Consider the following 25910-nt stretch of genomic DNA (forward strand, 5'->3'; position numbering starts at 1 on the left):
GGATGTTGTCGCGCACTGCCGCCGCGCTCTACTGGCTTGGCCGCTATGTCGAGCGGGCCGATTTCACCGCACGGCTGGTCGAGGCGACGGTGCGGCTCGATGCGCTGTCGGCGCGACCGGCCGGCGAAGCGGCATGGGCGAGCGCGCTGATCGTCACCTATAACGAAGACGCGTTCGCGGCGACGGGCCAGAACATCACCCAGCAGCCGGTTGCCCATTTCCTGACGCTCGACATGACTCATCCCGGATCGATCGTCCGCTGCCTCGAACAGGCGCGGTATAATGCCCGGGCGGTGCGCACGGCGCTGACCCGTGAGGCATGGACCGCGGTCAACCGGCTGTGGCTGTTGTTCGCCAATCGCCTGAGCCCGGGCGGCGCCTCCGCGACGCTCAACCTGTGCGAAGGCGTGAAGGCAGAGGCGCGCGGGTTCGAGGGGGCTATCCACCGGATGATGCACAATCAGGCGACGATGCTGATCCAGCTCGGCGCCGCGATCGAGCGGGCGGACAACACCGCGCGCCTTCTCGACGTCAAATATCACCTGTTGCTGCCCGAAGGGGAGGTGGTGGGCGGCGTGGTCGATCGCGATCAGTGGACGACGATCCTCCAGACCGTATCGGCGGTCACCGCCTATCGCTGGCTCTACAGCGACGGGTTGCAGCCGGCGAACGTCATCGATCTGCTGATCACCCGCGCCGAATTGCCGCGAAGCCTGGCCGGGTGTGTCGAGGAGGTGGTCGAACAGCTGAACGCGCTGGCCAAGCGGAACGGATTGCAGGGCGAGGCCGACCGCATGGCGCGGGCGCGGATCGCGCGCATGCAGAAAACGCGCGCGCATGAGGTGATCGTCAGCGGCCTGCACGAATATCTGCAAGCCTTCATCCGCGAGAATGCGATGCTGGACGCGGCTATCGCGCGCCAGTTCCGCTTCATCTAAGGAGGCCGGCATGCGCCTCGCCGTCGAACATCGCACCGTCTATCGCTTCAGTCAGCCGCAGACACGGCTGGTCCAGATGCTGCGGCTGACCCCCGGCGACACATTCGACCAGACGGTCCTGTCCTGGCGCATCGACGTCGATTGCGATGTTCGACTGAGGGACATGATCGACGGTTTCGGGAACAAGGTGACGATGCTCTATGCCGAGGGGCCGATCGACGCGATCGAGATCACCGTCGAGGGACAGGTGCTGACCACCGAATCGAATGGCGTCGTGCGCGGGTCCAGCGAGCCGCTGCCCGAAGGGCTGTTCCTGCGGACCACGCCGCGCACCCTTGCCGGCCCCGCGCTCAAGGCCTTTGCCGCCGACGCGGCAGTGGGCCATGGACTGGAAGCGCTGCACCGCTGGAACCTTGCGATCGCGGGGCGCTTCCCCCTGGCCGGCGACCGGCCCGACGGGGGCCAGACCGCCGGCGAAGCGTTCGATGCGGCAAACCCGACATCGCGCGACCTGGCGCATATCTTCATCGCCGGCGCGCGCGGCGCGGGGGTTCCGGCGCGCTACGTCAGCGGCTACCGCCAGGGCGTGGATGAGGCGTGCGCTCCCCATGGCTGGGCGGAGGCATGGGTGGACGATCTGGGCTGGGTGGGGTTCGACCCGTCCGCCGGCGTCAGTCCGGACGAGGCCTATGTCCGCGCGGCCGTCGGCCTCGATGCCGTCGGCGCGGCGCCGATCGCGGGATCGCGGCTGGGCGAGGGGGGCGAGGAAATGTCGGTCGATCTGCATGTCGATCGGCTGGGTTCCGACGCCTGACGGGCGAGTGACCAGGCCAGATCGACGCCGGTGAGCCAGGCATCGCGATTGTCGCGCCGCTCGCGAACCGAACACGCACCCAAGACACCGCACACCCAAGACGAGGAGGCCCCGGAGCCAGGCCGGCATCATGCTTTCCGACGGGATCGGGAGGACCGTGCGCGGCCGGATTCGCCTCCGGCTATTCCGTCAGACGAGTTCACGCGCCGGTGCGGGCGCGGCGGGAAGGGGCTCCGCAACCTCCTCAAGACGCGACCAGCCGTTCGGGCCGAGCACTTCCAGCGGGCGATAGCGGGTCTTGTACGCCATCCGGTCGCTGCCCTTCACCCAATAGCCGAGATAGACATAGGGAAGGTCGGCGGCGCGGGCGCGCATGATGTGATCCATGATGATGACATTGCCCAGGCCGGGCCGATCGGCATTGTCGGCATCGAAGAAGCTGTAGATCATCGACAGGCCGTCGCACTGCCGATCGGTGATGCACGCGCCAACCAGCGCCCCGCCGCGCTCGGGCGGCTCGCGATATTCGATGACGTAGGTGCCGACCGGCGACTGTTCGACCATGTCGGAATAGTCGGTTTCGTCCATCGCGGTCATGCCGCCGGTGGGGTGGCGGGCGTTGAGATAGCGCCGCAGAAGGTCGAACTGCTCCTCGGTCGCCCAGGGGCGGCAGGCGGTGACCACCAGATCCGAATGGCGGCGCATCAGCTTGCGCTGGGTCGCGTTCGGACGAAAGCCGTCGGTGACCACCCTGACGGAAAGGCAGGCGTTGCAGCCCACGCAGCTCGGCCGATAGGCGACCGACTGGCTGCGGCGAAACCCGATGCGGCCGAGCGCATCGTTGAGTTCGCCGGCATGCGGCCCCGACAATTCGGTAAAGATCTTTCGCTCCTGCTTTCCCGGAAGATAGGGGCAGGGCGAAGGGCTTGTGACGAAAAATCGTGGAAACCGCGTAAGTGCCGTCACCCCAAATGCCCCTCAATCCAATTCAGCGGACCAACCGCGATGCCGGGCATTATGCAGGGCCGAAATCGTGATGAAAAGCCGATTCACCATGAAAGTGGGTTAACGCCGAACCCACCATTTGCAGGGCGTCGCGAGGCGGCCGGACGACCTCTAGCGCGCGGCGGATTCGCGAGGGAATAGCGGCGGGACTCGGTTCGCCGCACGGATGATTCGGTTCGTCCCCAAGCTGTGGAAAACGCGCGCGCGCGGCGGTCAGGCGAGTTCGACCGGGCGCACCTCATAGCCGGCGGTCTGAAGCGCGGCGATCAGGCGCTCAAGATGCGCACGGTCGCGCGTTTCGCATTCGACGTCCAGGCTCAGGCCCTTGGCCGGCAGGTTGGTAAAGATGCGCTGGTGCGACAGCTCCAGGATGTTGACCGCCTGTTCCTGAAAGATCTTCGCGACCTGGTAGAGCGCGCCGGGGCGATCCTGCAACCGGATGCGCAGCCGCGCGAGCCGACCCGACCGGGCGAGATCGCGCAACAGCACGTTGGCGAGCAGCCGGGTGTCGATATTGCCGCCGGTCAGGACGATGCCGACGGTCTTGCCGCGAAACCGTTCGGGATAGGTGAACAGCGCGGCCAGGCCGCTGGCCCCCGCGCCCTCGACCACCGTCTTTTCGATCTGGAGCATCAGGCTGACCGATTCCTCCAGGCTGCGTTCGCTCACCAGGATGATGTCATCGACCAGCGCTTCGACCACCTGGGCGGTCAGGCCGCCGGGTTCCTTGACCGCGATCCCCTCGGCCAGCGTGTCGCCGCCGGCGGGAAGGTTCGTTCCCTTCACCCGGTTGTACATCGGCGGATAGAGTTCGGCCTCGACCCCGATCACCTCGATCGGGTGATCGGCGGCCTTCGCCACCGTCGCCATGCCGGAAATCAGGCCACCGCCACCGATCGGGACGATCAGCGTGTCGATCGCCGGCGCGTCGGCGAGCATCTCCAGCGCGACCGTACCCTGGCCTGCCATGACGCGCGGATCGTCAAAGGGGTGGACGAAGGTGTAGCCGTTGCTCGCCTCCAGCTGGCGCGCATGCGCATAGGCGTCGTCATAGGTCTCGCCCTCAAGGATCACGGACGCGCCATGCCCCTCGGTCTGGGTCACCTTCACCGTCGGGGTCGGCTTGGGCATGACGATCGTCACCGGGATGCCGAGGCGATGGCCATGATAGGCAAGCCCCTGGGCGTGATTGCCCGCCGACGCGGCGATAACGCCCTTTGCCCGCGCCGCATCGTCGAGCTGAAGCAGCGTGTTGAGCGCCCCGCGCTCCTTATAGGCGGCGGTGAACTGAAGGTTTTCGAACTTCAGCCAGACCTGCGCCCCGCTCATTTCCGACAGCGTCTTGCTGTGTAGCGTCGGGGTATGCACCACCGCGCCGGCGATCCGCTCCGCCGCAGCGCGGACGTCGGCCAGGGAGATCGAAAGGGGGGTGCGTGCGGGCGCTGCCTGGGTAGCCATCGCCGGCCCCTAGACCATCTGGCGCATCGGGGGAACACCGCCTATTCGCTTATGCGAACAAGCGGAGCTTTCCTGCCCGCCAGCCGGAGAATGATGTGCGCCTTCCCGTCTCGCTTGCCCTGATCGTCGCGGCGCTGTTGCCCCTGCCGGCCCTTGCCGACGCGCTGGTCGAAAATGTCGATGGCATGACGCTGGACGAAAAAGGGGAGGTCGTCCGGTTCAACGGGATCGTCATCGGGTCTGACGGCAAGGTCGTGAAGCTGCTCAAGCGCAGCGACAAGCGGCCCGAGCGCCCCGACTGGAAAGAGGATCTGAAGGGGCGGACGGTCATCCCGGGCATGATCGACGCGCACGGCCATGTGATGGATCTGGGGTTCCGCGCGCTGGCGCTGGACCTGTCCGCGACGAAGTCTCTCGCCGAGGCGCAGGAGGCGATCCGCCGCTACGCGCTGGCCAACGCGACGCGGCCGTGGCTGGTCGGCGGCGGGTGGAATCAGGAGGTCTGGGGGCTGGGCCGCTTTCCGACCGCTGCGGAGCTCGACGTGGCGACCGGCGACAAGCCGGCCTGGTTCGAACGCGCCGACGGCCATGCCGGCTGGGCGAACAGCGCGGCGATGCGCCTGGCCGGGATCACCGCGGCGACCAAGGCGCCGGCTGGCGGGCGGATCGAGATGGTCGCGGGGAAGCCGGGTGGCGTGTTCGTCGATGCGGCGAAGGCGCTGATCACCAGGGTGTTGCCCAATCCCACGCCGCGCGACCGCAACTCTGCCTTCATCAAGGCGCAGGACATCCTGCTGGCCAATGGCGTGACCGCGACCGCCGATATGGGAACCAGCCTGGAGGACTGGCTGACCTATCGCCGGATGGGCGACCTTGGCATCCTGCGCATGCGCATCATGAGCTATGCGCGCGGGGTCGATGTGGCGTTGCAGGTGGCGGGCAGCGGACCGACGCCGTGGCTGTATGACGACAAGCTGCGGATGGGCGGCATCAAGCTATATGCTGACGGCGCGCTGGGATCGCGTGGCGCGTGGTTGAAGGCGCCCTATGCCGATGCGCCGGGCAATCGCGGCCTGCCGTTCCTGGCCGACGACCAGCTGCTCAACCTGATGAGCCGGGGGGCGATGGACGATTTCCAGATCGCGGTTCACGCGATCGGCGACCGCGCCAACCAGCAGGTGCTGGATGCGATCGATGAGATGTCCGACACCTATAAGGGCGATCGGCGCTGGCGGATCGAACATGCCCAGATCGTCGATCCGGCGGACCTTCCCCGGTTCGGCAAGCATGGCATCGTCGCGTCGATGCAGCCGGTACACCAGACCAGCGACCGGACGATGGCGGAGGCGCGGTTGGGGCCGGCGCGGCTGGCCGGCGCCTATGCCTGGAAATCGATGCTGCGGAACGGGGCGACGCTGGTATTCGGGTCTGACTATCCCGTCGAAAGCCCCAACCCCTTCGCCGGATGGGCGGCGGCCTTCACCCGCCAGGACGCCGACGGCCAGCCATTTGGCGGATGGCGTCCCGAAGAGGCGGTGACCCGCGATCAGGCATGGCGCGCCTTCACCATCGACGCGGCCTATGCCGGCTTCGCGGAAAAGCGGTTCGGCCATCTGGCACCGGGGATGCGCGCCGATTTCATCGTCGTGGATCGCGACCCGACGCTCGCCTCGCCCAGCGATCTTCGCGCGACCGTGGTGCTCGAAACCTGGGTCGGCGGGGAGCGGGTATACCGCCGTAGCGACGCCGCGAAGGCGGGCGCGGAGCGATAGGGGCGTTCGCGCGGCGACGCCTGCCGCTCCTTTTGTCATTCCCGAACGCCGCGCTAGACTGTCTCCATGCGCTGGATTGTGGAAGGGGCCGTCATGGCGCTGGCCATGCAGACGCCTGCGGAACGCTGGGCGCCAGGCGCGCTGGCCGATGCCGCACTGGCGCGGGGCGACGATGCGGCCGCGTTCAGCACGCTTAAGGTCGAATTGCGCACATGCGAAGTCGCGGATCGGCGCGCCGACGATTGCCTGCACCTGTTGTTCCTGATCGCGAATGCCGCGACGGGGGCCGGCCAGCCGGGTGAAGGCGAGCGCTATGCGCGGCGCGCGCTGGCGATGGCCGAGGCGGTGCCGGGCGCGGGCAGAGACGTCGCGACCGCGCTCAACAACCTTGCGAACGCGCTCGAGCAACAGGCCAAATTCGCCGAGGCGGAATCCGCCTACCGGCGCGCGATCTCGATCTGGGAGGCGGGCGGACCGGGCGACGCGGCGGATGTCGGCACCGGGTTGAGCAATCTGGGGACCCTGCTGGCGAAGCAGGGCCGGATCGCCGAGTCCGAGGCCATGTTGCGCCGCGCGCTCGCACTGTTCCGCGCCGCGCGTCCGGCGCGCCCGTCGGACGTCCGGATCGCCAGCAACAACCTGGCGACCGCGCTGATCGATCAGGCGCGCTATCCGGAAGCGGAGACTCTGCTGCGGGGCGTGTTGCGCGATGCCGAGGCGCAACGTTCGCCGGGCGACCCTGGCGTGGCCACCGCCTATGACAATCTGGCGGTGGCGCTGGACGAGCAGGGGCGGCTGGGCGATGCCGAGCCGATGTTTCGCCGCGCGTTGCAGCTGCGCCGCCGCTGGCTTCCCACCGGCCACCCGCTGATCGTCACCAGCCTCAATAATCTGGCGGGCAATCTCAATCGCCAGAAACGGCTGGGCGAGGCGGAGGGGCTGCTGCGGGAGGCGCTGGTGCTGACCGAACGGAGCGTTCCTGCCGGCCATCCGGCGATCGGCATGCGCGCCCATAACCTGGCGTTCAATCTGGTCGATCAGCAGCGATTTGGCGAAGCCGAACCGCTGTATCGCAGGGCGATCGCGCTGTTCGTGGCGGCATTCGCGCCCGATCATCCGGCGATTGCGACCGCGCGCCACAGCCTGGCGATATGCGTGGACGCACAGGGCCGGCATGACGAGGCGGAGCGGCTGTTTCGCGCCGCGCTGGCGGTGCGCGCGCGCTTCCCCTCGACGCACCCGCGCCGGATCGACACGCTCCGCGATCTTGGCATGAATCTGATCCGGCGTGGCCAGCCCGGCGCGGAGGCGCGCTCGCTCCTTCGCGCTGCGCAGAGCGGCGTGCTGGAGCGGATGGCGGGCGCCACCGGCTTCACGTCGGCCGCGCAGGCCGAGCTGCGCAACTATCGGCCGCTCTTCACCGGGGTGGTGCGCATGTCGTGGCTCCTGGCATCTGCGGAACGGGACGGGTCGATCAGCGTGCGGGCGGGTGCCGCGCTTGCGCGACCGCGTTCACGCCGCTAGGGGGTCGCGCATTCGCAAGGACCCGGTGAAATTCCGGGTGGCTATTCCAGCCGCCGATCCGCTGGACAACATCACACATGCAGAGAGTTCGCGTCGCATGACGGCGCCATGTGCCTTGTTGTGGAAATTCGATGCCCATTTCATTTCAGCAGTATCGCCGTCAGTGGTTCACCGACGGCACCGCCGCCCGCCGTGACATCATGGCCGGCATCGTCGTCGCGCTTGCGCTGATTCCGGAAGCGATCGGCTTTTCGATCATCGCCGGGGTGGACCCCCGGGTCGGCCTCTATGCCTCTGTTGCGATCGCGATGGTCATCGCCTTTACCGGCGGGCGCAGCGGCATGATCTCCGCCGCCACCGCCGCAGTTGCGGTCCTGGTCGTTCCGCTGGTGCGCGATCATGGCGTCGAATATCTGTTCGCCGCGACCATCCTGATGGGGGCGATCCAGATTCTTGCCGGGCTCCTGCGGCTCGACCTGCTGATGCAGTTCGTGTCGCGTTCGGTGATCACCGGCTTCGTCAACGCGCTGGCGATCCTGATCTTCATGGCGCAGCTGCCCCAGCTGATCCATGTCGGGTGGCAGACCTATGCGATGGTCGCCGGTGGGCTGGCGATCATCTACCTGCTGCCGCGCGTGACGACGGCGGTTCCTTCGCCGCTGGTCGCGATCCTGGTGCTGTCGGCGATCAGCATCGGGCTGGACCTGCCGGTACATACAGTGGGCGATATGGGCGCGCTGCCCCAGGGGTTGCCCAGCCTGGTGCTGCCGGATGTGCCGCTCACCTGGGAAACGCTGCGCATCATCCTTCCCTATTCGGCGGCGATGGCGGCGGTCGGCCTGCTCGAAAGCCTGCTGACCGCGCAGATCGTCGATGACATGACCCATAGCGACAGCGACAAGCGCCGCGAATGTGGCGGGCAGGGCGGGGCGAATATCGTCGCCGCGCTGTTCGGTGGCATGGGCGGTTGCGCGATGATCGGCCAGTCGGTGATCAACGTCACCTCGGGCGGGCGTGGGCGCCTGTCGACCTTTACCGCCGGGGCGATGCTGCTGTTCCTGCTCGCGGTGCTTGGCCCGTTCGTCGGGCGGGTGCCGATGCCGGCGCTGGTCGCGGTGATGATCATGGTGTCGATCGGCACGTTCAGCTGGAACTCGATCGCCAATCTGCGGCGTCATCCGCCGACATCGTCGGTGGTGATGCTGACCACCGTGGTCGTCGTGGTGGCGACCCATGACCTGTCGCTGGGCGTGCTGTCGGGCGTGCTGCTGTCGGGCGTGTTCTTTGCCGGCAAGGTGCAGCGGATGTTCTCGGTCGAGCGCGAGCGGTCGGCGGACGGGCAGGCGACGACGTTCCGGGTCACGGGACAGATTTTCTTCGCCTCGGTCGAGCGCTTCACCCGTGCGTTTCAGGAGGATGTGGCGGCGCCGCACGTCGTGATCGACGTGTCGCCCGCGCATTTCTGGGACATTTCGGCTGTGGGCGCGCTCGACAAGATCGTCTCCCGCCTGCGTCGCGAGGGGCGCAGCGTCGAGGTGATCGGCTACAACCGCGCGAGCGCCGATCTGGTCGATCGTTTCGCGCTGCATGACAAGACGGGCGTCGAAACGGGCCTGGCTCCGCATTGACGCCGCGCGGACACGAAAATGGCCGCGGCTCCGTGAAGGACCCGCGGCCACACGCCCCCGCGTGAATGGGGTGACCGGTGCGGACTGCCGGCGGTCAGGCGACCTCGGCGATCGGCTCCTCCGCGCCGTCCGGCTCGCGCAGCACATAGCCGCGACCCCAGACGGTCTCGATATAATTTTCGCCGTCGCACGCCATGCTGAGCTTCTTGCGCAGCTTGCAGATAAAGACGTCGATGATCTTCAGTTCCGGCTCGTCCATCCCGCCATACAGGTGGTTCAGGAACATTTCCTTGGTCAGCGTCGTACCCTTGCGGAGCGAGAGAAGCTCCAGCATCGCATATTCCTTGCCGGTCAGATGCACGCGCGCGCCATCGACCTCGACGGTCTTCGCGTCGAGATTGACCGCCAGCTTGCCGGTGCGGATGACCGACTGGCTATGCCCCTTGCTGCGACGCACGACGGCATGGATGCGGGCGACCAGTTCCTCACGATGGAACGGCTTGGTGACATAATCGTCGGCGCCGAAGCCGAAGCTGCGGACCTTGCTGTCCATCTCGTTGATCCCCGACAGGATCAGCACCGGCGTCTGGACCCGCGCGACGCGCAGTTTCTTCAGCACGTCATAGCCGTGCATATCGGGCAGGTTCAGGTCGAGCAGGATGATGTCGTAATCATACAGCTTGCCCAGATCGAGGCCTTCCTCGCCCAGATCGGTGGTATAGACATTGAAACCTTCGGTGGTGAGCATCAGTTCGATCGCCTTGGCGGTCGTCGGCTCGTCTTCGATCAGCAGCACGCGCATCGCGGGTTCCCCTCTGCCCGTTGCAAGCCCCCTGTGACCGGCAACGCGACTGATTCATTAACCTAAGCAGGTCTGAAGGCAAAAGGTTAATTTTGTTCTAACCGGCCTGACTCCACGAGTCGCGGTCGATTCGGCTGCGTATCGGATGGGCGATAGGCGCCGCGCGCCGGCTGCGGATAGCGCCAATGAACTTTTCGGTTCCCATAACCCCCTTTTATGGTGTGCAGCGAAATTTTGCGTTTGCGAACGCCGCGCCGGCATGATTACTTCGCATTTTCGGGGGACGGCGACGCGAAGGCGCGGGCCGATCGAAAAGGGGGTCATCATGAAGTTCAAGGCAGCGCTTTTCCTGTCGGCGTGCGTTCTGGCGCATCCGGCTCTCGCGCAGGACGGGCCAACCTCGGTCGCGGACGATCCGACGCCCGCGGCGGGGACCGAAATCCTGGTCACCGGCTCGCGCATCAAGCAGGACCCGACCAAGAGCGCGTTGCCACTGCAAATCTTCACGACCGAGGATTTCGCCCGCGAAGGCATCAACAGCCCCGAACAGCTCGTCTCGCTGCTCAGCACCAACGGCAACGGTCCGGACAATCTGGCATCGAACACCGATGTGGTGGGCGGCGCCCAGCGCGGCACCAACGGCCTGTCGTCGGCCAACCTGCGCGGCCAGGGCGCGGCATCGACCCTGATCCTGCTGAACGGGCGGCGCGTTGCGGCCCACGGCCTTCAGGGGTCGGCGGTCGACGTCAACCAGATCCCGTTCGCCGCGATCGAGCGGGTCGAGGTGCTGAAGGACGGCGCATCGGCGATTTACGGCACCGACGCGATCGGCGGCGTGATGAACTTCATCACCAAGACGAATTTCAAGGGCGTGACGCTCAACGGCTTCACCGACATCACCCAGCGCGGTGACTCGCCGATCTATCGCCTGTCCGCGACGGCGGGGTTCGGCGATCTGAAGGAGAACGGCTTCAACGTCATGGCCGCGATCAGCAAGAGCTGGAACGGCATCCTGCGGGGTGAGAATCGCGATTTCGTCAACGGCAACCAGCCCAATCGCGGCCTGTCGATCGATACGCGCGGCACGCCGATCGCGACCGCGTTCGCCAATGGTGCCAACGCCCTGTTCGCGCCGACCGGCAGCCTGCTCAGCGGCGTTCCGCTGTTGATCCCCGGCACCACGATCACCGCGAACGGTGGCATCAACTATCTTGACCTGCCGGGTGGCGCGGGATGCGAATCCTTCGACGGCGGCATGGCCTATGACGATGCGCTATGGGCGAACTCGAGCGCGCGTTACGCCTGCGCCTGGGACACCGGCCGCGCCGCGATCCTTCAGCAGCCGCTCGAAACGCTGACCTATTATGGCCGCGCCACCCTGGCGCTGGGCCAGCATCAGCTCTACGCGGAAATCACCGGGTCCGACGCTGATTCCTCGAAGCAGTTCTCGTCGAACCAATATGCCGGCAACACCAGCACGACGCCGCTTTATTACCCGCTGAACGCGACGACCGCGGCGACCTATAACCAGGTGTACAACGCGCTGGTCGCCGTGTTCCCGTCGATCGCGGCGAACTATGGCAAGCCGATCGCCTATCGCTGGCGCTGCACCGTCTGCGGCCCGCGCGAGTACAAGACCAACAGCAAGACGCTGCGCGGTGCGATCGGGCTTGAAGGGCCGCTGTTCGGCGACTGGGACTATCGGACCGGCGCGTCCTATGCGCGCAGCGAATCCAGTTCCGTTCTCGGCAGCGGCTATGCCTATCGCGGGATTTTCTCGTCGAGCGCGCGTGCCGCAGCGTCGGGCATTCCGGGCGCGGTGTCGGGGGGCATCGACACCCGCGCGCCGACCGCACCCGGCGCGACCGCGCCCGGCATCGTCGGCCTGTTGAACAGTGGCATTCTGAACCCGTTCTCGATCACCCAGAGTGATGCCGCGCTGGCCGCGCTCAAGGCGGTGTCGGCCGAGGGCGTGACGCTGTATGGCGGCAAATATGAGGTGACGCAGTTCGACGCGTCGATCTCCGGGTCGCTCTTCGCGCTTCCGGGCGGCAACGTCCAGCTGGCCGTGGGCGTCGATTACCGCCGTGAAACCTACAGCTTCAACGGGTCGGCCGAGGCCGAGCTGAACCGGCCGGAAATCTTCAACGTCGCGTTCGACAACGCCAATGCGCTGACGCCCAAGCATCGCGACGTGAAGGCCGCCTATGCCGAATTGCTGATCCCGGTGTTCGAGCCGCTCGAAATCTCGGTCGCCGGGCGCGTCGATGATTACACCGGCTTTGGCAGCACCTTCAATCCGAAGATCACCGCCCGGTTCCAGCCGGTCGACTGGCTGATGTTCCGCGGATCGTACAACACCGGTTTCCGCGTGCCGACGTTCAACCAGATCTTCAACGGCGTCACCCAGTCGCCCAATCCGGGCAACACGCTGGTCGATTACACCACCTGTCCGTCGCGCACGGTCAATCCGGCGGTGCCGGGTTGCGCCGCGATCACGCCGGACACGCTGACCGGCGGCAATGTGAACCTCGGCCCGGAAACGTCGAAGCAATATAGCGTCGGCGTGGTCTTCAAGCCGGCACCCCGGTTCAGCGCCTCGTTCGACTTCTGGTCGATCGCGGTGGACGACACCATCGGATCGCTGTCGATCACCCAGTTGCTCGACAACGCGTCCTACTTCCCAAGCCGTATCATCCGCACCAACGGCATCATCACCCTGCTCGACCTGCGTACCGACAATATCGGATCGCGGCGTACCCAGGGGCTTGAGGTCGCGCTGCGCGGTGGTGTCGATGTCGGCAATGGCGTGGTGACGGCCGGGCTGGACGGGACGCTGTTGCTCAAGAAGCGCGAGAAGCTGCTGCCCAACGCGCCCTATGGCGGCAGCCTGATCGGCCTGTTCACCTTCTCGGGCGATCTGGGCCTGCGCTGGAAGCACAATGCCTATCTGACCTATACCAACGACAAGTTCACCGCGACCTTCTCGCAGATCTTCCGCAAGGGGTACAAGAACTACGCCCTGCCGGGCATCGCGAACGGCACGGTGACGCGGCCCGACTATAATGAGTATGTCAACGACTATATCATCTACAACATGTCGGTCGGCTATGAGGTGAACAAGCAGTTCCGCATCGTCGGCGGCGTGAAGAACGTGTTCGACACCGATCCGCCGTTCGCGATCACCTATGACAGCAACTACGGTTCGGGCAGTTCGTGGGAGCCGCGCGTCGCGGATCCGCGCGGCCGTTCCTTCACCATCTCGGTCGAGGCGAAGTTCTGATCTGACGGGACCCAAGCAGGCTGGGGCCGGTCCGCGACGCCGCGGGCCGGCCCTTTTTTACGTCGATCGGGCGGCCGACGCACAGAGCCGGCGAAACCGGTCCGCGAGGAACGCCATCACCAACTCCACCCGCGCCGGGCGTAGCGGGCTGGGCGGCGTCATCATGTGCAGGGCGATGCTGCTGGACGACCAGTCGGACAGCAGTTCGACCAGCGACCCATCGCCAAGTTCGCGATCGACGATGAAGTCGGGCAGGCGCGCGATGCCAAGACCCGCGCGCAACGCCGGCAGCATCGCTTCGCCATTGTCGGTGATCAACGGGCCGGCGGGGCGGACCGCCGCCTCCTCACCGCCGGCGTGCCGGAAATGCCAGGCGCCGATCGCATTCGCGTAGAGAAAACAGGCGTGGCTGGCGAGATCGGCGGGATGACGCGGCGTGCCGTGCCGGGCAAGATAGGCGGGCGCGGCGACGACCCGCGTCGTCACCGGAGCCAGCCGCTGTGCGCGCAGCGAACTGTCGGGCAGGTCGGCGATCCGCAGCGCGATGTCGAACCCCTCGGCAACGATATCGACCCGGGCGTCGGACAGGCGCAGGTCGATCTCGATCCCCGGATGCGCGGCGACCAGGTCCGCGATCGCGTCCGCGACATGACTGATCCCGAAGGTGATCGGCGCGGCGATGCGGACAAGGCCCGAGGGTGCGCGCGCGGCATCGAGCGCCTGCTCCTCGGCCGCCTGTGCCTCCGCCAGGATCCGGGCCGCGCGTTCGGCGAGCGCGGTGCCGCTGTCGGTCAGCGTGAGGCGACGCGAGGTACGATGGAAGAGCGAGGTGCCAAGCTGTGCCTCCAGCCGCGAAATCGCCTTCGACACCGTCGCCTTGCTGACCCCGATCGCGTCGGCCGCTGCGCTGAACGAGTGATGCTCGACCACGCAGGCAAAGATCGCCCAGGCTTCGAAATCCGGGAGCCGCATCGCCGTCCTCCAGCAAAAAGGAAACGATCAGTTTCGAATGTTTCCATTTACGCGCTGATCGCATGACCTATCTAGGCGGTCAACAAGGAGTTCGAGATGATCGAGAAACGACCGTTCGACAGCCTGGGCCATGCCGATCACGGGTGGCTCAATGCCCGCCATCACTTCAGCTTCGCGAACTATTATGACCCCGACCGGATGGGATGGGGCGCGATCCGCGTGTGGAATGACGACGAGATCGCCGCGAATAGCGGGTTCCCGCCGCATCCGCACCGCGACATGGAAATCATCACCTATGTTCGCACCGGGGCCATCACCCACCAGGATTCGATGGGCAATACCGGACGGACCGGCGCCGGCGACGTGCAGGTGATGAGCGCCGGAACGGGCGTGCGGCACGCCGAATATAATCTGGAGCCGGAAACGACGACGCTGTTTCAGATCTGGGTGGAACCACGCGCCAGCGGCGGCGCGCCGAGCTGGGGAGCGAAGCCCTTTCCCAAGGGCGCGCGATCGGGCCGGTTCGTGACGCTGGCGAGCGGATATGACGAGGATGGCGACGCGCTGCGCATTCGTGCCGATGCCCGTGTGCTGGGCGCCACGCTCAAGGCGGGCGAACGCGCAACCTACACGGTCGGCGAGGGGCGGCACGCCTATCTCGTCCCCGCGATCGGCCGGATCGAGATCGACGGCGCGTCGTTCGATGCGCGTGACGGCGCCGCGCTGACGGGCGGCACGTACGAAATCGTGGCGATCGAGGACGCCGAAATCGTCCTGGTCGATGCCGACTGACCCCCTGGGACGGCCCGGCACGCTCCCCCCGGTGCCGGGCCGTTCCACCCCTTTTTCCTGCGACGGAGACGTTTTCATGACCAAGGTTCTGGTTCTTTATTATTCTTCCTATGGCCATATCGAGACGATGGCCGAAGCGGTCGCCGAAGGCGCGCGCGCCGGCGGTGCGCAGGTCGATATCCTGCGGGTGCCGGAAACGGCGCCCGAAGAGGTGGTGAAGGCGGCGCATTTCAAGACCGGGTCGCCCCACGCCGTCATCGACGGCCCTCAGACGCTGAAGGAGTATGACGCGATCATCGTCGGCGCGCCGACCCGGTTCGGCCGGATGCCGAGCCAGATGGCGGCATTCTGGGATACCGCCGGCGGCCTGTGGCAATCGGGCGCGTTGCACGGAAAGGTCGGCGGCGCGTTCACATCGACCGCGACCCAGCATGGCGGCAACGAGATGACGCTGTTCAACATCATCACCAACCTGTTGCATTTCGGCCTGACCATTGTCGGGCTGGATTATGGCCATGCCGATCAGATGAAGATCGATCAGGTGCTGGGCGGCGCCCCCTATGGCGCGACGACCGTGGCCGGCGGGGACGGCAGCCGTCAGCCGAGCGAGATCGACCGGGCCGGCGCCCGCTATCAGGGCAGGCGGATCGCGGAAACCGCCGCGAAGCTGGCAGCCTGAAACAGAGGCGGCGATGCAGCCCTCGCTCTTCGTGTCGCACGGATCGCCAATGATCATGTTCGAACCCGGCCCGGCGCGCACGTTCCTCGCCGGGCTGGCCGGACAGGTCGAACGGCCGGACGCGATCCTGATGATCTCCGCGCATCACGACATGGCGGGCGCGGTGGTCACGGCGGGCGAGGCGCCGTCCACGATCCATGATTTCGGCGGCTTCCCGCAGGCGCTGTTCGATCTGACCTACCCCGCCGCGGGCAGCCCCGCGCTTGCCGCCGACGTCGCGCTGCTGCTCCGCGCTCGCGGGGTTCCGGTCGCGCTCGATACGGAGCGCGGGTTCGATCACGGGGCATGGGTCCCGCTGATGCTGGGATGGCCCGACGCCCAGGTGCCGGTGGTGCAGCTGTCGATCAGCAGCGCGCACGCCCCCGACTGGCATTTCCGCCTGGGCGCGCTGTTGAAACCGCTGCGCGCGCGCAACGTCCTGATCATCGGGTCGGGCAGCCTGACGCACAATCTGCGCGAAATCGTACTGACGGGCGGCGATCACGATGCGGCGGTACCCGAATGGGTCGCCGCGTTCAGCGACTGGATCGCCGCCCGCATCGCGGCGGGCGATGTCGATGCTCTGCTTCATGTTCATGAGCGTGCGCCGCATGTCCGGCGCAACCATCCGACGATGGATCATCTGTTGCCGCTCTATACCGCGATGGGCGCGGGCGGAGCGCATGCCGAGCGGCTGCATCACAGCTATACCTATGGGGTGCTGGCAATGGATGCCTATCGATTCGATTGACCCGCGGTTCGTTGGGATGACGAAACAGCTTCCTCAACCCCCGCACCGGGCCTAGCCTGTCGGTCCCACAATGGAGGGACTAGCGAAATGGCAACGACGAAATTGCGGATAGCCGCCTTCGCCCTGGCGCATCTCACCGGAATCGGCGCGATCATGGTATCGGCGCCGGCCGCTGCGCAGAATATCGAACCCGGCACGAACGGCCGAAACGTGACCTCTGCCGACTATCCCGGCGGTCGTTTCGTCGCGGCTGGCAATGGGGATTGGGTCGAACTCGATGCGCGCGGGCGCGTCGCGTTCCGCTTTCGGGAAACGGCGCGCGATGCCTGGTCGGTCTATCTGACCGATGCGGGGCGTGGCATCGACATTCAGATCGATATCTTTCGCAAGATGATCACGATCGCCGAAAATCGCGGTCCCCGCAGGGATCTGTACCGGATCACCAGCGCGGGGCGCAGCGGCCCCTATTACCGGGACGAGCGCCCGGGTGGGCGCGAGGGGGATCGGGGCGGCGATCGGGGCGGCGGGGACCGTGACGGTCGCGGCGGCTGGCGCGACCGCTGGCCCACCTTCGATATCCTGGCAGGTCCGATCTGGAACCAGGGGGACGCGGTCAACAAATGTCGCGCACTCGCCGAACGGGCCGGCGGCGAATGGACCGGCCAGTGGCGCACCCTGATCAACGGTCGCGAATCGGTCTGCGAGATTCGGTTCGCACGACGTTAGGCACGCGCGACGGCGGCCCGCGCGATAAACGCGGCCGCCGTCGCGAAAAGTGTTCGGCCCCGGCACCGTCTTCACCAGTTGGAAAGCCTCCCGCGCTAGTTTTCGCGCTGTGGGCAGGGCTGAAACGCCGGTAGAAGGACGGAGCCGGGTGTTGATCGGGGCGAAATATCGTTCGCAGCGAAGGGCTGGAGATCGCCAGGGACCCGGTGCGGCCCCCGAAACGGCGTGCGCGCTGCTGACCTCGGTCGAGGGACTTTGCACCAACTGGTTCTGGGCTACGGACGAACACGGCCGCATCACCTATGTCAGCGACTGGGTGGCAAAGGAATTTTCCGCCGTCGATGCCGAACTCGTCGGTCGGACGCTGGCCGATATCTTCAAGGTCGAGACCCAGACGACCGAGATGGGCAAGTCGATCGGATTCCTGCTCGCCAAGCGCAAGGCATTCCGGGCGATCAACGCGCGCTGCTCGCACGATCCGGACGAACGGATCTGGACGATTTCGGGCAATCCGCAGTTCGACGGATCGGGCGCATTCACCGGTTTTCACGGCGTCGGCGCGGACATCACTGCGGTCCAGGAATCGGCGCAGGAAATCGCCCGGCTGGCCAGCTACGACGCCCTCACCGGCCTGCGCAACCGGCGCGGAACGATCTCGCTGGTCGAACAGGCGCTGGCCGCGTCGGCGAAATCGGAAGGGCCGTTCGCGATCCTGCTCGTCGATCTCGACCGGTTCAAGCAGATCAACGATACATTGGGGCATCCGGTCGGCGATCAGCTGCTGGTGCAGGTGGCCGAGCGGCTGTCGCGCGTGATCAAATATGCCGATTGCGTCGGGCGGATCGGTGGCGACGAATTCCAGATCGTGCTGACCGATGCGCCGCCCCGCGAAGAGCTGTCGAAGCTGGCCGACGAGATCATCGCGGCGGTGTCTCGCCCCTATTTCGTCGGTGACAGCCGTTGCGTGATCGGCGCGTCGGTGGGGATCGTGATCGGTCCGCAGGACGGCGAAATGTCAGAGGATCTGGCGCGCAACGCCGATCTTGCGCTCTATGCCGCGAAGGCGGCGGGGAAGGGGTGCCACCGCTTCTTTCAGCCCGACATGCTGGAGGCCGCAGAGGATCGCCGTCAGCTGGAACAGGACCTGATCGACGCGCTGGAGCGTGGCGAGCTGGAGGTCAATTATCAGCCGCTGGTCAGCGCCACGGACAATCAGGTCAAGGGGTTCGAGGCGCTGCTGCGCTGGAACCACCCCGATCGTGGCCGTATTTCGCCTGCGCTGTTCATTCCGATTGCCGAGGAAACCAACCTCATCGCGCGCCTGGGCGAATGGGTGTTGCGGCAGGCGTGCATCGATGCGGCGAGCTGGCCGGGCAATTTGCGCGTGGCGGTCAACGTCTCGCCCATTCAGTTCGCCAATCCGAACCTCACGCAGACGGTGGTCAGTGCGCTCGCCCATTCCGGCCTGCGCGCGGATCGGCTTGAGCTGGAGATCACCGAAAGCGTCTTCATCGATGGGGGCAAGGAGACCGACCAGACCTTCGCCGCGCTCAAGAAGATCGGCGTCCGGCTGGCGCTGGACGATTTCGGGACCGGCTATTCCTCGCTCGGCTATCTGAAGAGCGCGCCGTTCGACAAGATCAAGATCGACCAGAGTTTCGTGCGGGGCGCGGGAGATCCCAAATCGCGGAACAGCGCGATCATCACCTCCATCGTCGCGCTGGCCCAGGCGCTGGGCATGGAAACCACCGCCGAGGGCGTCGAGTCCGTCGATCAGCTCCAGGCGATGCGCGCGCTGGGCGTCAGCCTGATCCAGGGATATCTGTACAGCCTGCCGGTGCCGGCAAGCGCCGTCGCGACCAACGTGTCGGGCGGCCGGTGGGAGATCAAGCCGATCGGTCCGGCCCGGCAGCGCGAAAACCGGGTCGCGACCTTCCGCCGGATCGGCGCGGTGCATGGCGATCATTATTATCCGGTCATTCTGCGCAACCTGTCGCCCACCGGCGCCCTGATCGAGGGCATGGTGAACGTGCCGGTGGGAACGCGGTTCGTGATCGATTTCGGCGATCGGCAATGGATGCTGGCGACGGTTCGTCGTTCCTATGGCGATCACCAGGGCGTCGAGTTCGACGAACCGCTGGTCGGGGATGAGGAAACGGGCTTTCGCACCCGCTATCGCGTCTCCGCGATGACCGCCGCGCAGCTCGGCCTGGTTGGCGGACGGGCGGAGGAGCGGATGCAGCACGAGCCGCTTGGCCGCGCGATCTCCAACGCCGCCTTCCCGACATTTCAGAACTCGTTGCGCTGACCGCATCCACTTCCGCCGTTGCAAGGGCGCGACGCAGCGCGCAAAGCGGGCGCCATGATCCAGGATCGGGTGCTGTTCATCGATGGTGAGGCGATCGTGATCGACAAGCCTGCGGGCCTGCCGGTCGATCCGCCGCGCGACGGCTCGCTCAGCCTCGAAAATCACCTTGCCAACCTGACCTTTGGCTTTCGCCGCTGGCCGACGGCGGTGCATCGGCTCGACCGGGATACCAGCGGGTGCCTGCTGCTCGCCCGCAACCCCAAGGCGCATGCCCGGTTCCAGCAGGCGTTCGAGGCCGGCAACGTCACCAAACGCTATCTCGCGGTGATCGACGGTGTTCCGGACGCCCCGTCAGGGACGATCGACCTGCCGCTCGCCAAGGTATCGAGCGCGGCGCGCGGATGGCGGATGACCGGCGATGGCGACGGGCGACTGGGCGGCAAGGCGGCGCGCACCCGCTGGCGTTTGCTGGATACGCGGGATGGGCGCGCGTTCATCGCTTTCTACCCCGAAACCGGGCGGACGCATCAGATCCGTGTTCATGCCGCCGAAGGGCTGGGCATCCCGATCACCGGCGATCCGGTCTATGGCGTCGCGGGCGGGCGGCCGATGATGTTGCATGCCGCGCAACTCACGGTGCCACGCCCGGGCAAGCGCGATGTCCATGCCGAAGCGCCGACCCCGATCGCCTTTCGCGAGTTGGGCTTTGCCGGGGGCGGGGGCGATGGCTGAACTGCCCGAAGACGCGATCGTCGAGGAGAAGTTTCTGGCGGCCTCCGGCCCGGGCGGGCAGAATGTCAACAAGGTGGCGACGGCGGTGCAGTTGCGTGTCGATGTGTTTCGGCTGGGACTGGCGCCCTATGCGTATCGCAAGCTGAAGGAACTCGCCGGATCGCGGATGACGGCGGCGGGCGAACTGGTGATTACCGCGCGCAAGTTTCGGACGCAGGAGGCCAATCGGCAGGATGCGCGGGCGCGGGTGGTCGAATTGATCGTGCAATCCTGCCAGCGCGATGCGCGCCGCATCCGTACCAAGCCAAGCAAGGCGGCGAAGGCGCGGCGCGTCGATGAAAAAAAGGGACGGTCGGCGGTAAAGGCGGGCCGGGGCAAGGTACGGATCGACTGAACGTGCAACGGACGCCACTGTGCGGCGTTGTGGGCGGTATGCGCAATGCTTTCCTCCTTGCCGTGCCGGCGGTGCTTGCCGCCTGTTCGGGCGAACCGGCGCTCAAGGATCCGACGCAGAACAATTCGGTCGCCGCGGAGCCGCTCGGCATGCCGGACGCCGGACAACCGGCGCCGCCTTCCAGCGCGACGCCCGCGCCGGTTGCGGAAATCCCGGAGGCGTTTCGGGGCGAGTGGAATCGCGTCGCCGCCGATTGCGGCACCGACCGTAACGCAAGTCGCCTGCGCGTCGAGGCCGGGTCGCTTCGCTTCTACGAAAGCAGCGGCACGGTCGAAGACGTGGCCGGGAAGGGGCGGACGATCACCGTCCGCGCACGCTATTCCGGCGAGGGACAGACCGAAGAACGGACCACCCGGTTCAGCCTGTCGCAGGACGGAAAGACCCTGCGATCGGAGGGGATGGATCGGGTTCGCTGCCGCTGACCCCTTGCGTGCGGGGGCAGTCCGCGCCACCTGCGCCACCATGTACAGTTTCGACATCGCCGCCGGCTCAAAGGCCGAACTCTATCGCGATCTCCATGCCGCGCTCGACGCGTTGACGGCGGGCGAGAGCGACGCCGTCGCGAACATGGCGAATGCCGCATCGCTGATCTGGCAGGTTCTTCCCGATCTCAACTGGGCCGGATTCTACCGTAATGTGGGCGGCGAACTGGTACTCGGCCCGTTTCAGGGAAAGGCGGCCTGCATCCGCATCCCGTTCGGCAAGGGCGTGTGCGGCACCGCCGCAGCGACGCGGGCGACGCAGCTGGTCGCCGACGTCCATGCCTTTCCTGGCCACATCGCCTGTGATGCGGCGAGCAGCGCCGAACTGGTCGTGCCGGTGATCCATGGCGACGCGCTGGTCGGCGTCCTTGACCTCGACAGCCCGACCGCGAACCGGTTCGATGCCGAGGATGCGGCCGGGTGCGAGGCGCTGATCCGCCTGCTCGCACCGCGTATCGCGGGCTGAGCCTGGCCCAGATCGGGACTTTTTTAACCATGACCTGCGGTGGAGACGGGCGGCGCGATTTGTTAAAATCCGCTTAAGAGGCGCACCTTCCGTCCCTGCACCAGGTTGGCTGCGCCTCACCGGAGGAGTAGCCGTGACGCGTAACCTGACCCTGATCGCCCTTGGCCTTGCCGGCCTGTCCCTGGCCACGCCTGCCAGTGCGCAGCGTGTGTGGCGCGATGGGCAGTGGGTGACGCGATCACGGGTTCAGCAGCCGCCGGTGGTGGCGCCCGGTCCGGTGGCCGCGCCGCAGGCCGGTGCTCGCTGGGGCGGGAAGATCGGCGGGCGCTGGTATGCGGGGATGCAGGCGCCGGGTGGCTGGTCCGCCTATCGCCGGCCGGTGCGCGGCTGGACCATTCCCGGCTATTGGATGGGCGGGAGCTTCGGCATTTCGGACTGGTCGAGCTGGGGACTTTCCAGCCCGCCCTACGGCTATTTCTGGGTCCGTTATTATGATGACGCGGTGCTGGTCGATCGGGGCGGGCGCGTCTGGGATTCGGTTAGCGGGATCGACTGGGACGGCGCCGGTTACGCGGGCGGGGGCGGCTATGCCGCTGCCGGCGGTTATGCAGCCGCGGCCGCTGCGGCCGGCGGCGGTGGTGGCGCCGGGGGATATCCCGGCTATGGCGCCAGCTATCCCCCGCCGCAGCCCATTCCCGCACAGCCATACCCGGGGGGGTATGCGCCGCCGCCGAGGGCCTATGCCCCGCCGGCGGCGCAACGCTGTGCCTCGTCCTGCGGTTATCAGGGCGGGTACGCCGCTGGCGGCTATGCTCAGGGCGGCTATGCGACCAGTGGTGGCTATGCCGCCGGCAGCGGCTATGCGGGCGGCTATTATTATGGCGGCCCGACCACCACGACCATCGTGATCCAGTCCGCGCCGGTCGTCACCACCACCACGGTCACCGAAGAAGTGATCGAGGAAGAGGAACGCGTGGTCACCTATCGCGCCGCGCCGACCAAGCTGGTGCGCCGGGTGCCGACCAAGACGGTGCGCCGTCCCGCCCCACGATCAAAGACCTGTTACTGCCGCTGACGGCGATCAGGGGCGCGGAGGCCGCGTTCCAAAGGTCACGATGCTCTCGCTGCCATCGGCGGCGACCGAGGCGACGCCGATGAAGTGATCATCGACCGGTACGTCCTTCAGCGTCGTTTCGGTCAGGCCGGCGACGCCGCGCACATCGCTCCACCGCTGGCTGTCGTTGCGCCGCCAATAGACACGATAGCCGGCCGCGCCCGGGACCGCCTTCCACGTCACCTTCGTGTCCATGCTGAGCGCGCCGTCCAGCGTCACCTGGACCGGTGCGGCCGGGGCGGCGGCGAGGCGCCGGATCGTCGCGACGTTGATCGCGGTGACTTTCGCGAGATAGGGGAAATCCATCTTGTCGATCGTATCGCCATAGACACGGCCGTTTTCGGTTCGCAGATCCTGATGCTGCTGATCGTAATTTTCGGCACCGACCGAGAAACGGACGGCGGGATAGCCCAGGCGCAGGAACGGCTCATGATCGCCGCCGCGTCCGAACCGGTCCGGCCGCCGCACCATGAAGACGTCGAGCGCGGCGGGATCGTCCTTGCGCAGATCGTCGGCGATGCCGTCGATCGCCTTGGCCAGCGCGCGGCTCGGCCCGTCATCCTCGCCGCCATCGGCGCGTCGCTTCAGCTGTTCCTCGATCGATTCGGAGGCGCGGATCCCTTCCGAAAAGACGCGGACGCGATCGGCGACGCGCACGCCATTCTGTCCCATGGTATTGCCGACAATGTCGTTGTTGAGCACCGCCACCACGTCCCAGCCGCGCTCCTTCGCGGTTTCGGCGAGCAGCGTCGCGCCCCACAATCCCTGCTCCTCACCGGACAGGACGGCATAGACGATCGTCGCCTTGAACTTCTGCTTCGAGAGGATGCGGGCCGCCTCGAGGACCAGCGCGACGCCGGAGGCATCGTCATTCGCGCCCGGGGCATCGCGCTTGATGTCCATGACGTCGCTGACGCGGCTGTCGATATGGCCCTGGACGATGATGACGCGCTTGGGATCCTCACCCGCCTGAAAGCCCAGGACATCCACCACCTCGACCCCGTCCGGAGCGCGGGGGCCGGTGAAGGTGCGGGCGATCTTCGCGACCTCGATACAGGCGCAGGCGTCGGCGATCCGGTTGAGTTCGGACGCCGCCCAGGCGCGCGCGGCGCCGATGCCGCGCTTCGGATCGCTCGCGGACGAGAGCGTATGGCGGGTGCCGAATCCGACCAGCTTCTCGACGCTGGATTTCAGTCGCTCCGGGCTGGGGGCGTCGGCGGGCGCCTGTTGGGCGACGGCGGGGGCTGCGGCGAGCAGCGCGAGCAGGGGAAGGGTGCGCATGGCGGTCAGCTTAGCCGGTCGATCGCGTCGCGGTCGAGGCTTCCCGGAATGATCATCAGCGGAACCGGCAATGCCGCCATGTCCCCGGCGAAATGGCTGACCAGCGGGCCGGGCGGCCCATCGGCCTTTGCGCCCAGCACCAGTGCGGCGATGTCGGGATTTTCGGCGATCAGATCGCGGATTATCCGGGGGCCGTCGCCCTCGCGCACGGTGATGCGCGGCTTGAGCCCCGCTTCGGCGATCAGCGTGCCGGCGGCGGCGGCGACCAGTGCCTCGGCACGCTGGCGCGCCTCATCCTCGATCGTCGCCATCACACCGCCCCATTGCACGAAATCGGGTTTCGGGATCAGCGCCAGGATCTCGACCTCGCCCCCGGTCTTTACCGCGCGGCGCGCCGCGAAGCGGAGCGCGATCTGTGCCTCGTCGCTTTCGTCGATGACCACCAGATAGGTACGCATGAAACCACTCCCCGCCATTTTCTCTGATTGGTGACGTGCGAATGCGGTTCGTGCAAGTCCGCGGGCTTGACCCGCGCCGCCCGGCGCGCGAGGAGGGCGCGAAACCAACAGCCTGCGACAGGACCCTCCCCACCCATGTCGATCGAGATCAAGATGCCCGCGCTTTCCCCGACCATGGAGGAGGGGACGCTCGCCAAATGGCTGGTGAAGGAGGGCGATTCGGTCAAGGCGGGCGACCTGATGGCCGAGATCGAGACCGACAAGGCGACGATGGAGTTCGAGGCGGTGGATGAGGGGACGATCGCGAAGATCGTTATTCCCGAGGGTACGGACGGGGTGAAGGTCGGCGCGGTGATCGCCGTGCTGGCGGGTGAGGGTGAAGACGTGGCGTCGGTGGAAGCGCCGACAGCGCCCCCCCCCAAGGCCGAAGTCGCCAAGACTGAACCCAAGGACGCCGCCCCCGACACGCCGGCACCGGCACCCACGCCAGCACCCACGCCGGCCGCTTCGCTTGGCGACGACCGCGTAAAGGCAAGCCCGCTCGCCCGCAGGATCGCCTCGGAAAAGGGGATCGATCTGGCGAATGTCGCGGGGTCCGGCCCGGGTGGGCGCGTGGTCAAGGCCGATATCGACAATGCCAAGCCCGGCGCGGCCCCCGCCGCCCGGACCCCGGAGACACCCGCCGCGCCTGCCGCAAGTGCGCCCGCCGCCGCGCCCGCGTCGGTCTGGTATGACGAGAGCATCCCGCACGAGGCGGAAAAGCTGTCGAACATCCGCAAGACGATCGCGCGCCGCCTGACCGAGGCGAAGCAGACGATTCCGCACATCTACCTGACGGTGGATATCCAGCTGGACGCGCTGCTCAAGCTGCGCGGGCAGTTGAACAAGAGCCTGGAGAACCGGGGCGTGAAGCTGTCGGTCAACGACATGCTGATCAAGGCGCTGGCGGTCGCATTGACCCAGGTGCCGAAGTGCAACGTGACCTTTGCCGGCGACAAGCTGATCACCTATCGCCGCGCGGACATCTCGGTCGCGGTATCGACCCCGACCGGCCTGATCACCCCGATCATCCGCGATGCCGCGAATATCGGGCTGGCCAGCATCTCGACCCAGATGAAGGAACTGGCGGACCGGGCCAAGGACGGGAAGCTGAAGCCCGAGGAATATCAGGGCGGAACCGCCAGCATCTCGAACATGGGCATGTTCGGCATCAAGCAGTTCGACGCGGTCATCAACCCGCCCCAGGCGATGATCCTGGCGGTCGGCGCGGGGGAGAAGCGGCCCTATATCGTCGATGACGCACTGGGCGTCGCGACCGTCATGAGCGCTACCGGCAGTTTCGACCACCGCGCCGTGGACGGCGCGGACGGCGCGGAATTGATGAAGGTGTTCAAGGCGCTCGTCGAATCGCCGATGGGCCTGCTGGCCTGAG

At 66.8% G+C, this 25910-nt stretch carries 23 protein-coding genes and 1 other annotated feature; of the genes, 17 read left to right on the forward strand and 6 right to left on the reverse strand.

The window, feature by feature from the left end; all coding sequences use genetic code 11:
• The first annotated feature begins 2 nt into the window (after positions 1 to 2).
• Positions 3 to 938, forward strand: a complete 936-nt coding sequence (locus KF783_RS08115; protein ID WP_294078352.1) for an alpha-E domain-containing protein — start codon at positions 3 to 5, stop codon at positions 936 to 938.
• Between the two features lie 10 nt (positions 939 to 948).
• Positions 949 to 1752: a transglutaminase family protein gene (locus tag KF783_RS08120; protein ID WP_294078082.1), complete on the forward strand. Its 804-nt coding sequence runs from the start codon at positions 949 to 951 to the stop codon at positions 1750 to 1752.
• 189 nt (positions 1753 to 1941) lie between these two features.
• On the opposite strand, the gene KF783_RS08125 is transcribed toward KF783_RS08120, so the two are convergent.
• Complete coding sequence (locus tag KF783_RS08125) at positions 1942 to 2718, reverse strand: arginyltransferase (protein WP_294078084.1); 777 nt, start codon at positions 2716 to 2718, stop codon at positions 1942 to 1944.
• 252 nt (positions 2719 to 2970) lie between these two features.
• Positions 2971 to 4215, reverse strand: a complete 1245-nt coding sequence (locus KF783_RS08130; protein WP_294078086.1) for a threonine ammonia-lyase — start codon at positions 4213 to 4215, stop codon at positions 2971 to 2973.
• A 95-nt stretch (positions 4216 to 4310) separates the two neighbouring features.
• Here KF783_RS08130 and KF783_RS08135 point away from each other — a divergent pair, with 95 nt between their 5' ends.
• From KF783_RS08135 to KF783_RS08145, 3 genes are all read left to right on the forward strand, one after another.
• Positions 4311 to 5987 (forward strand): amidohydrolase, encoded by a 1677-nt coding sequence (locus KF783_RS08135; RefSeq protein WP_294078087.1) that lies wholly within the window; start codon positions 4311 to 4313, stop codon positions 5985 to 5987.
• A gap of 93 nt (positions 5988 to 6080) precedes the next feature.
• On the forward strand, positions 6081 to 7511 hold the full coding sequence (locus KF783_RS08140; RefSeq protein ID WP_294078089.1) for a tetratricopeptide repeat protein: 1431 nt from the start codon (positions 6081 to 6083) through the stop codon (positions 7509 to 7511).
• Between the two features lie 15 nt (positions 7512 to 7526).
• Positions 7527 to 7582: a sequence feature (sul1 is cis-regulatory element that is thought to sense ions involved in sulfur or methionine metabolism; They are found in Alphaproteobacteria), on the forward strand.
• Between the two features lie 60 nt (positions 7583 to 7642).
• Positions 7643 to 9139 carry a SulP family inorganic anion transporter gene (locus KF783_RS08145; RefSeq protein ID WP_294078091.1) on the forward strand — a complete coding sequence of 499 codons (1497 nt, stop codon included), beginning with the start codon at positions 7643 to 7645 and terminating at the stop codon, positions 9137 to 9139.
• A 94-nt stretch (positions 9140 to 9233) separates the two neighbouring features.
• Here the strand turns inward: KF783_RS08145 and ctrA are convergent, their stop codons facing one another.
• Positions 9234 to 9941: a response regulator transcription factor CtrA gene (ctrA, locus tag KF783_RS08150; RefSeq protein ID WP_294078093.1), complete on the reverse strand. Its 708-nt coding sequence runs from the start codon at positions 9939 to 9941 to the stop codon at positions 9234 to 9236.
• 325 nt (positions 9942 to 10266) lie between these two features.
• On the opposite strand from ctrA, the gene KF783_RS08155 reads away from it, so the two are divergent.
• Positions 10267 to 13224 (forward strand): TonB-dependent receptor, encoded by a 2958-nt coding sequence (locus KF783_RS08155; RefSeq protein WP_294078094.1) that lies wholly within the window; start codon positions 10267 to 10269, stop codon positions 13222 to 13224.
• 57 nt (positions 13225 to 13281) lie between these two features.
• On the opposite strand, the gene KF783_RS08160 is transcribed toward KF783_RS08155, so the two are convergent.
• Positions 13282 to 14196: a LysR family transcriptional regulator gene (locus KF783_RS08160; protein WP_294078096.1), complete on the reverse strand. Its 915-nt coding sequence runs from the start codon at positions 14194 to 14196 to the stop codon at positions 13282 to 13284.
• A 96-nt stretch (positions 14197 to 14292) separates the two neighbouring features.
• Between KF783_RS08160 and KF783_RS08165 the strand changes: the two genes are divergently transcribed.
• The 10 genes from KF783_RS08165 to KF783_RS08210 all read left to right on the forward strand — a co-directional run bounded on the left by KF783_RS08165 (position 14293) and on the right by KF783_RS08210 (position 22700).
• The gene (locus tag KF783_RS08165; protein WP_294078098.1) at positions 14293 to 14988 is read left to right on the forward strand and encodes a pirin family protein; all 696 of its coding nucleotides are present in this window, start codon (positions 14293 to 14295) and stop codon (positions 14986 to 14988) included.
• Positions 14989 to 15064: 76 nt separating this feature from the next.
• A complete protein-coding gene (gene wrbA / locus KF783_RS08170; RefSeq protein WP_294078100.1) occupies positions 15065 to 15667 on the forward strand; it encodes an NAD(P)H:quinone oxidoreductase in 603 nt (200 codons plus the stop codon).
• 13 nt (positions 15668 to 15680) lie between these two features.
• Positions 15681 to 16457 (forward strand): class III extradiol ring-cleavage dioxygenase, encoded by a 777-nt coding sequence (locus KF783_RS08175; RefSeq protein ID WP_294078102.1) that lies wholly within the window; start codon positions 15681 to 15683, stop codon positions 16455 to 16457.
• Positions 16458 to 16544: 87 nt separating this feature from the next.
• Positions 16545 to 17183 (forward strand): mannan-binding lectin, encoded by a 639-nt coding sequence (locus tag KF783_RS08180; protein ID WP_294078103.1) that lies wholly within the window; start codon positions 16545 to 16547, stop codon positions 17181 to 17183.
• 148 nt (positions 17184 to 17331) lie between these two features.
• On the forward strand, positions 17332 to 19491 hold the full coding sequence (locus tag KF783_RS08185; protein ID WP_294078105.1) for an EAL domain-containing protein: 2160 nt from the start codon (positions 17332 to 17334) through the stop codon (positions 19489 to 19491).
• Between the two features lie 54 nt (positions 19492 to 19545).
• Complete coding sequence (locus KF783_RS08190; protein WP_294078107.1) at positions 19546 to 20223, forward strand: RluA family pseudouridine synthase; 678 nt, start codon at positions 19546 to 19548, stop codon at positions 20221 to 20223.
• Positions 20216 to 20617, forward strand: coding sequence for an alternative ribosome rescue aminoacyl-tRNA hydrolase ArfB (arfB, locus tag KF783_RS08195; protein WP_294078109.1), 402 nt, complete (start codon positions 20216 to 20218; stop codon positions 20615 to 20617). The genes KF783_RS08190 and arfB overlap by 8 nt, the downstream gene beginning before the upstream one ends.
• 38 nt (positions 20618 to 20655) lie before the next feature.
• A complete protein-coding gene (locus KF783_RS08200) occupies positions 20656 to 21099 on the forward strand; it encodes a hypothetical protein (protein WP_294078111.1) in 444 nt (147 codons plus the stop codon).
• A 40-nt stretch (positions 21100 to 21139) separates the two neighbouring features.
• A complete protein-coding gene (locus KF783_RS08205; protein WP_294078113.1) occupies positions 21140 to 21625 on the forward strand; it encodes a GAF domain-containing protein in 486 nt (161 codons plus the stop codon).
• Positions 21626 to 21758: 133 nt separating this feature from the next.
• A complete protein-coding gene (locus KF783_RS08210; RefSeq protein ID WP_294078115.1) occupies positions 21759 to 22700 on the forward strand; it encodes an RcnB family protein in 942 nt (313 codons plus the stop codon).
• Positions 22701 to 22706: 6 nt separating this feature from the next.
• Here the strand turns inward: KF783_RS08210 and KF783_RS08215 are convergent, their stop codons facing one another.
• Together KF783_RS08215 and KF783_RS08220 are read right to left on the reverse strand one after the other, a co-directional pair.
• Entirely contained in the window at positions 22707 to 24020 is a 1314-nt protein-coding gene (locus KF783_RS08215; RefSeq protein ID WP_294078118.1) for a M20/M25/M40 family metallo-hydrolase, read from the reverse strand.
• 5 nt (positions 24021 to 24025) lie between these two features.
• Positions 24026 to 24478, reverse strand: coding sequence for a universal stress protein (locus tag KF783_RS08220; RefSeq protein WP_294078119.1), 453 nt, complete (start codon positions 24476 to 24478; stop codon positions 24026 to 24028).
• Between the two features lie 135 nt (positions 24479 to 24613).
• Between KF783_RS08220 and KF783_RS08225 the strand changes: the two genes are divergently transcribed.
• Positions 24614 to 25909 carry a pyruvate dehydrogenase complex dihydrolipoamide acetyltransferase gene (locus KF783_RS08225; RefSeq protein WP_294078121.1) on the forward strand — a complete coding sequence of 432 codons (1296 nt, stop codon included), beginning with the start codon at positions 24614 to 24616 and terminating at the stop codon, positions 25907 to 25909.
• Position 25910 lies beyond the last annotated feature (1 nt).

Origin of the sequence: Sphingomonas sp. (assembly GCF_019635455.1) — a bacterium.
Classification (GTDB): domain Bacteria; phylum Pseudomonadota; class Alphaproteobacteria; order Sphingomonadales; family Sphingomonadaceae; genus Sphingomonas.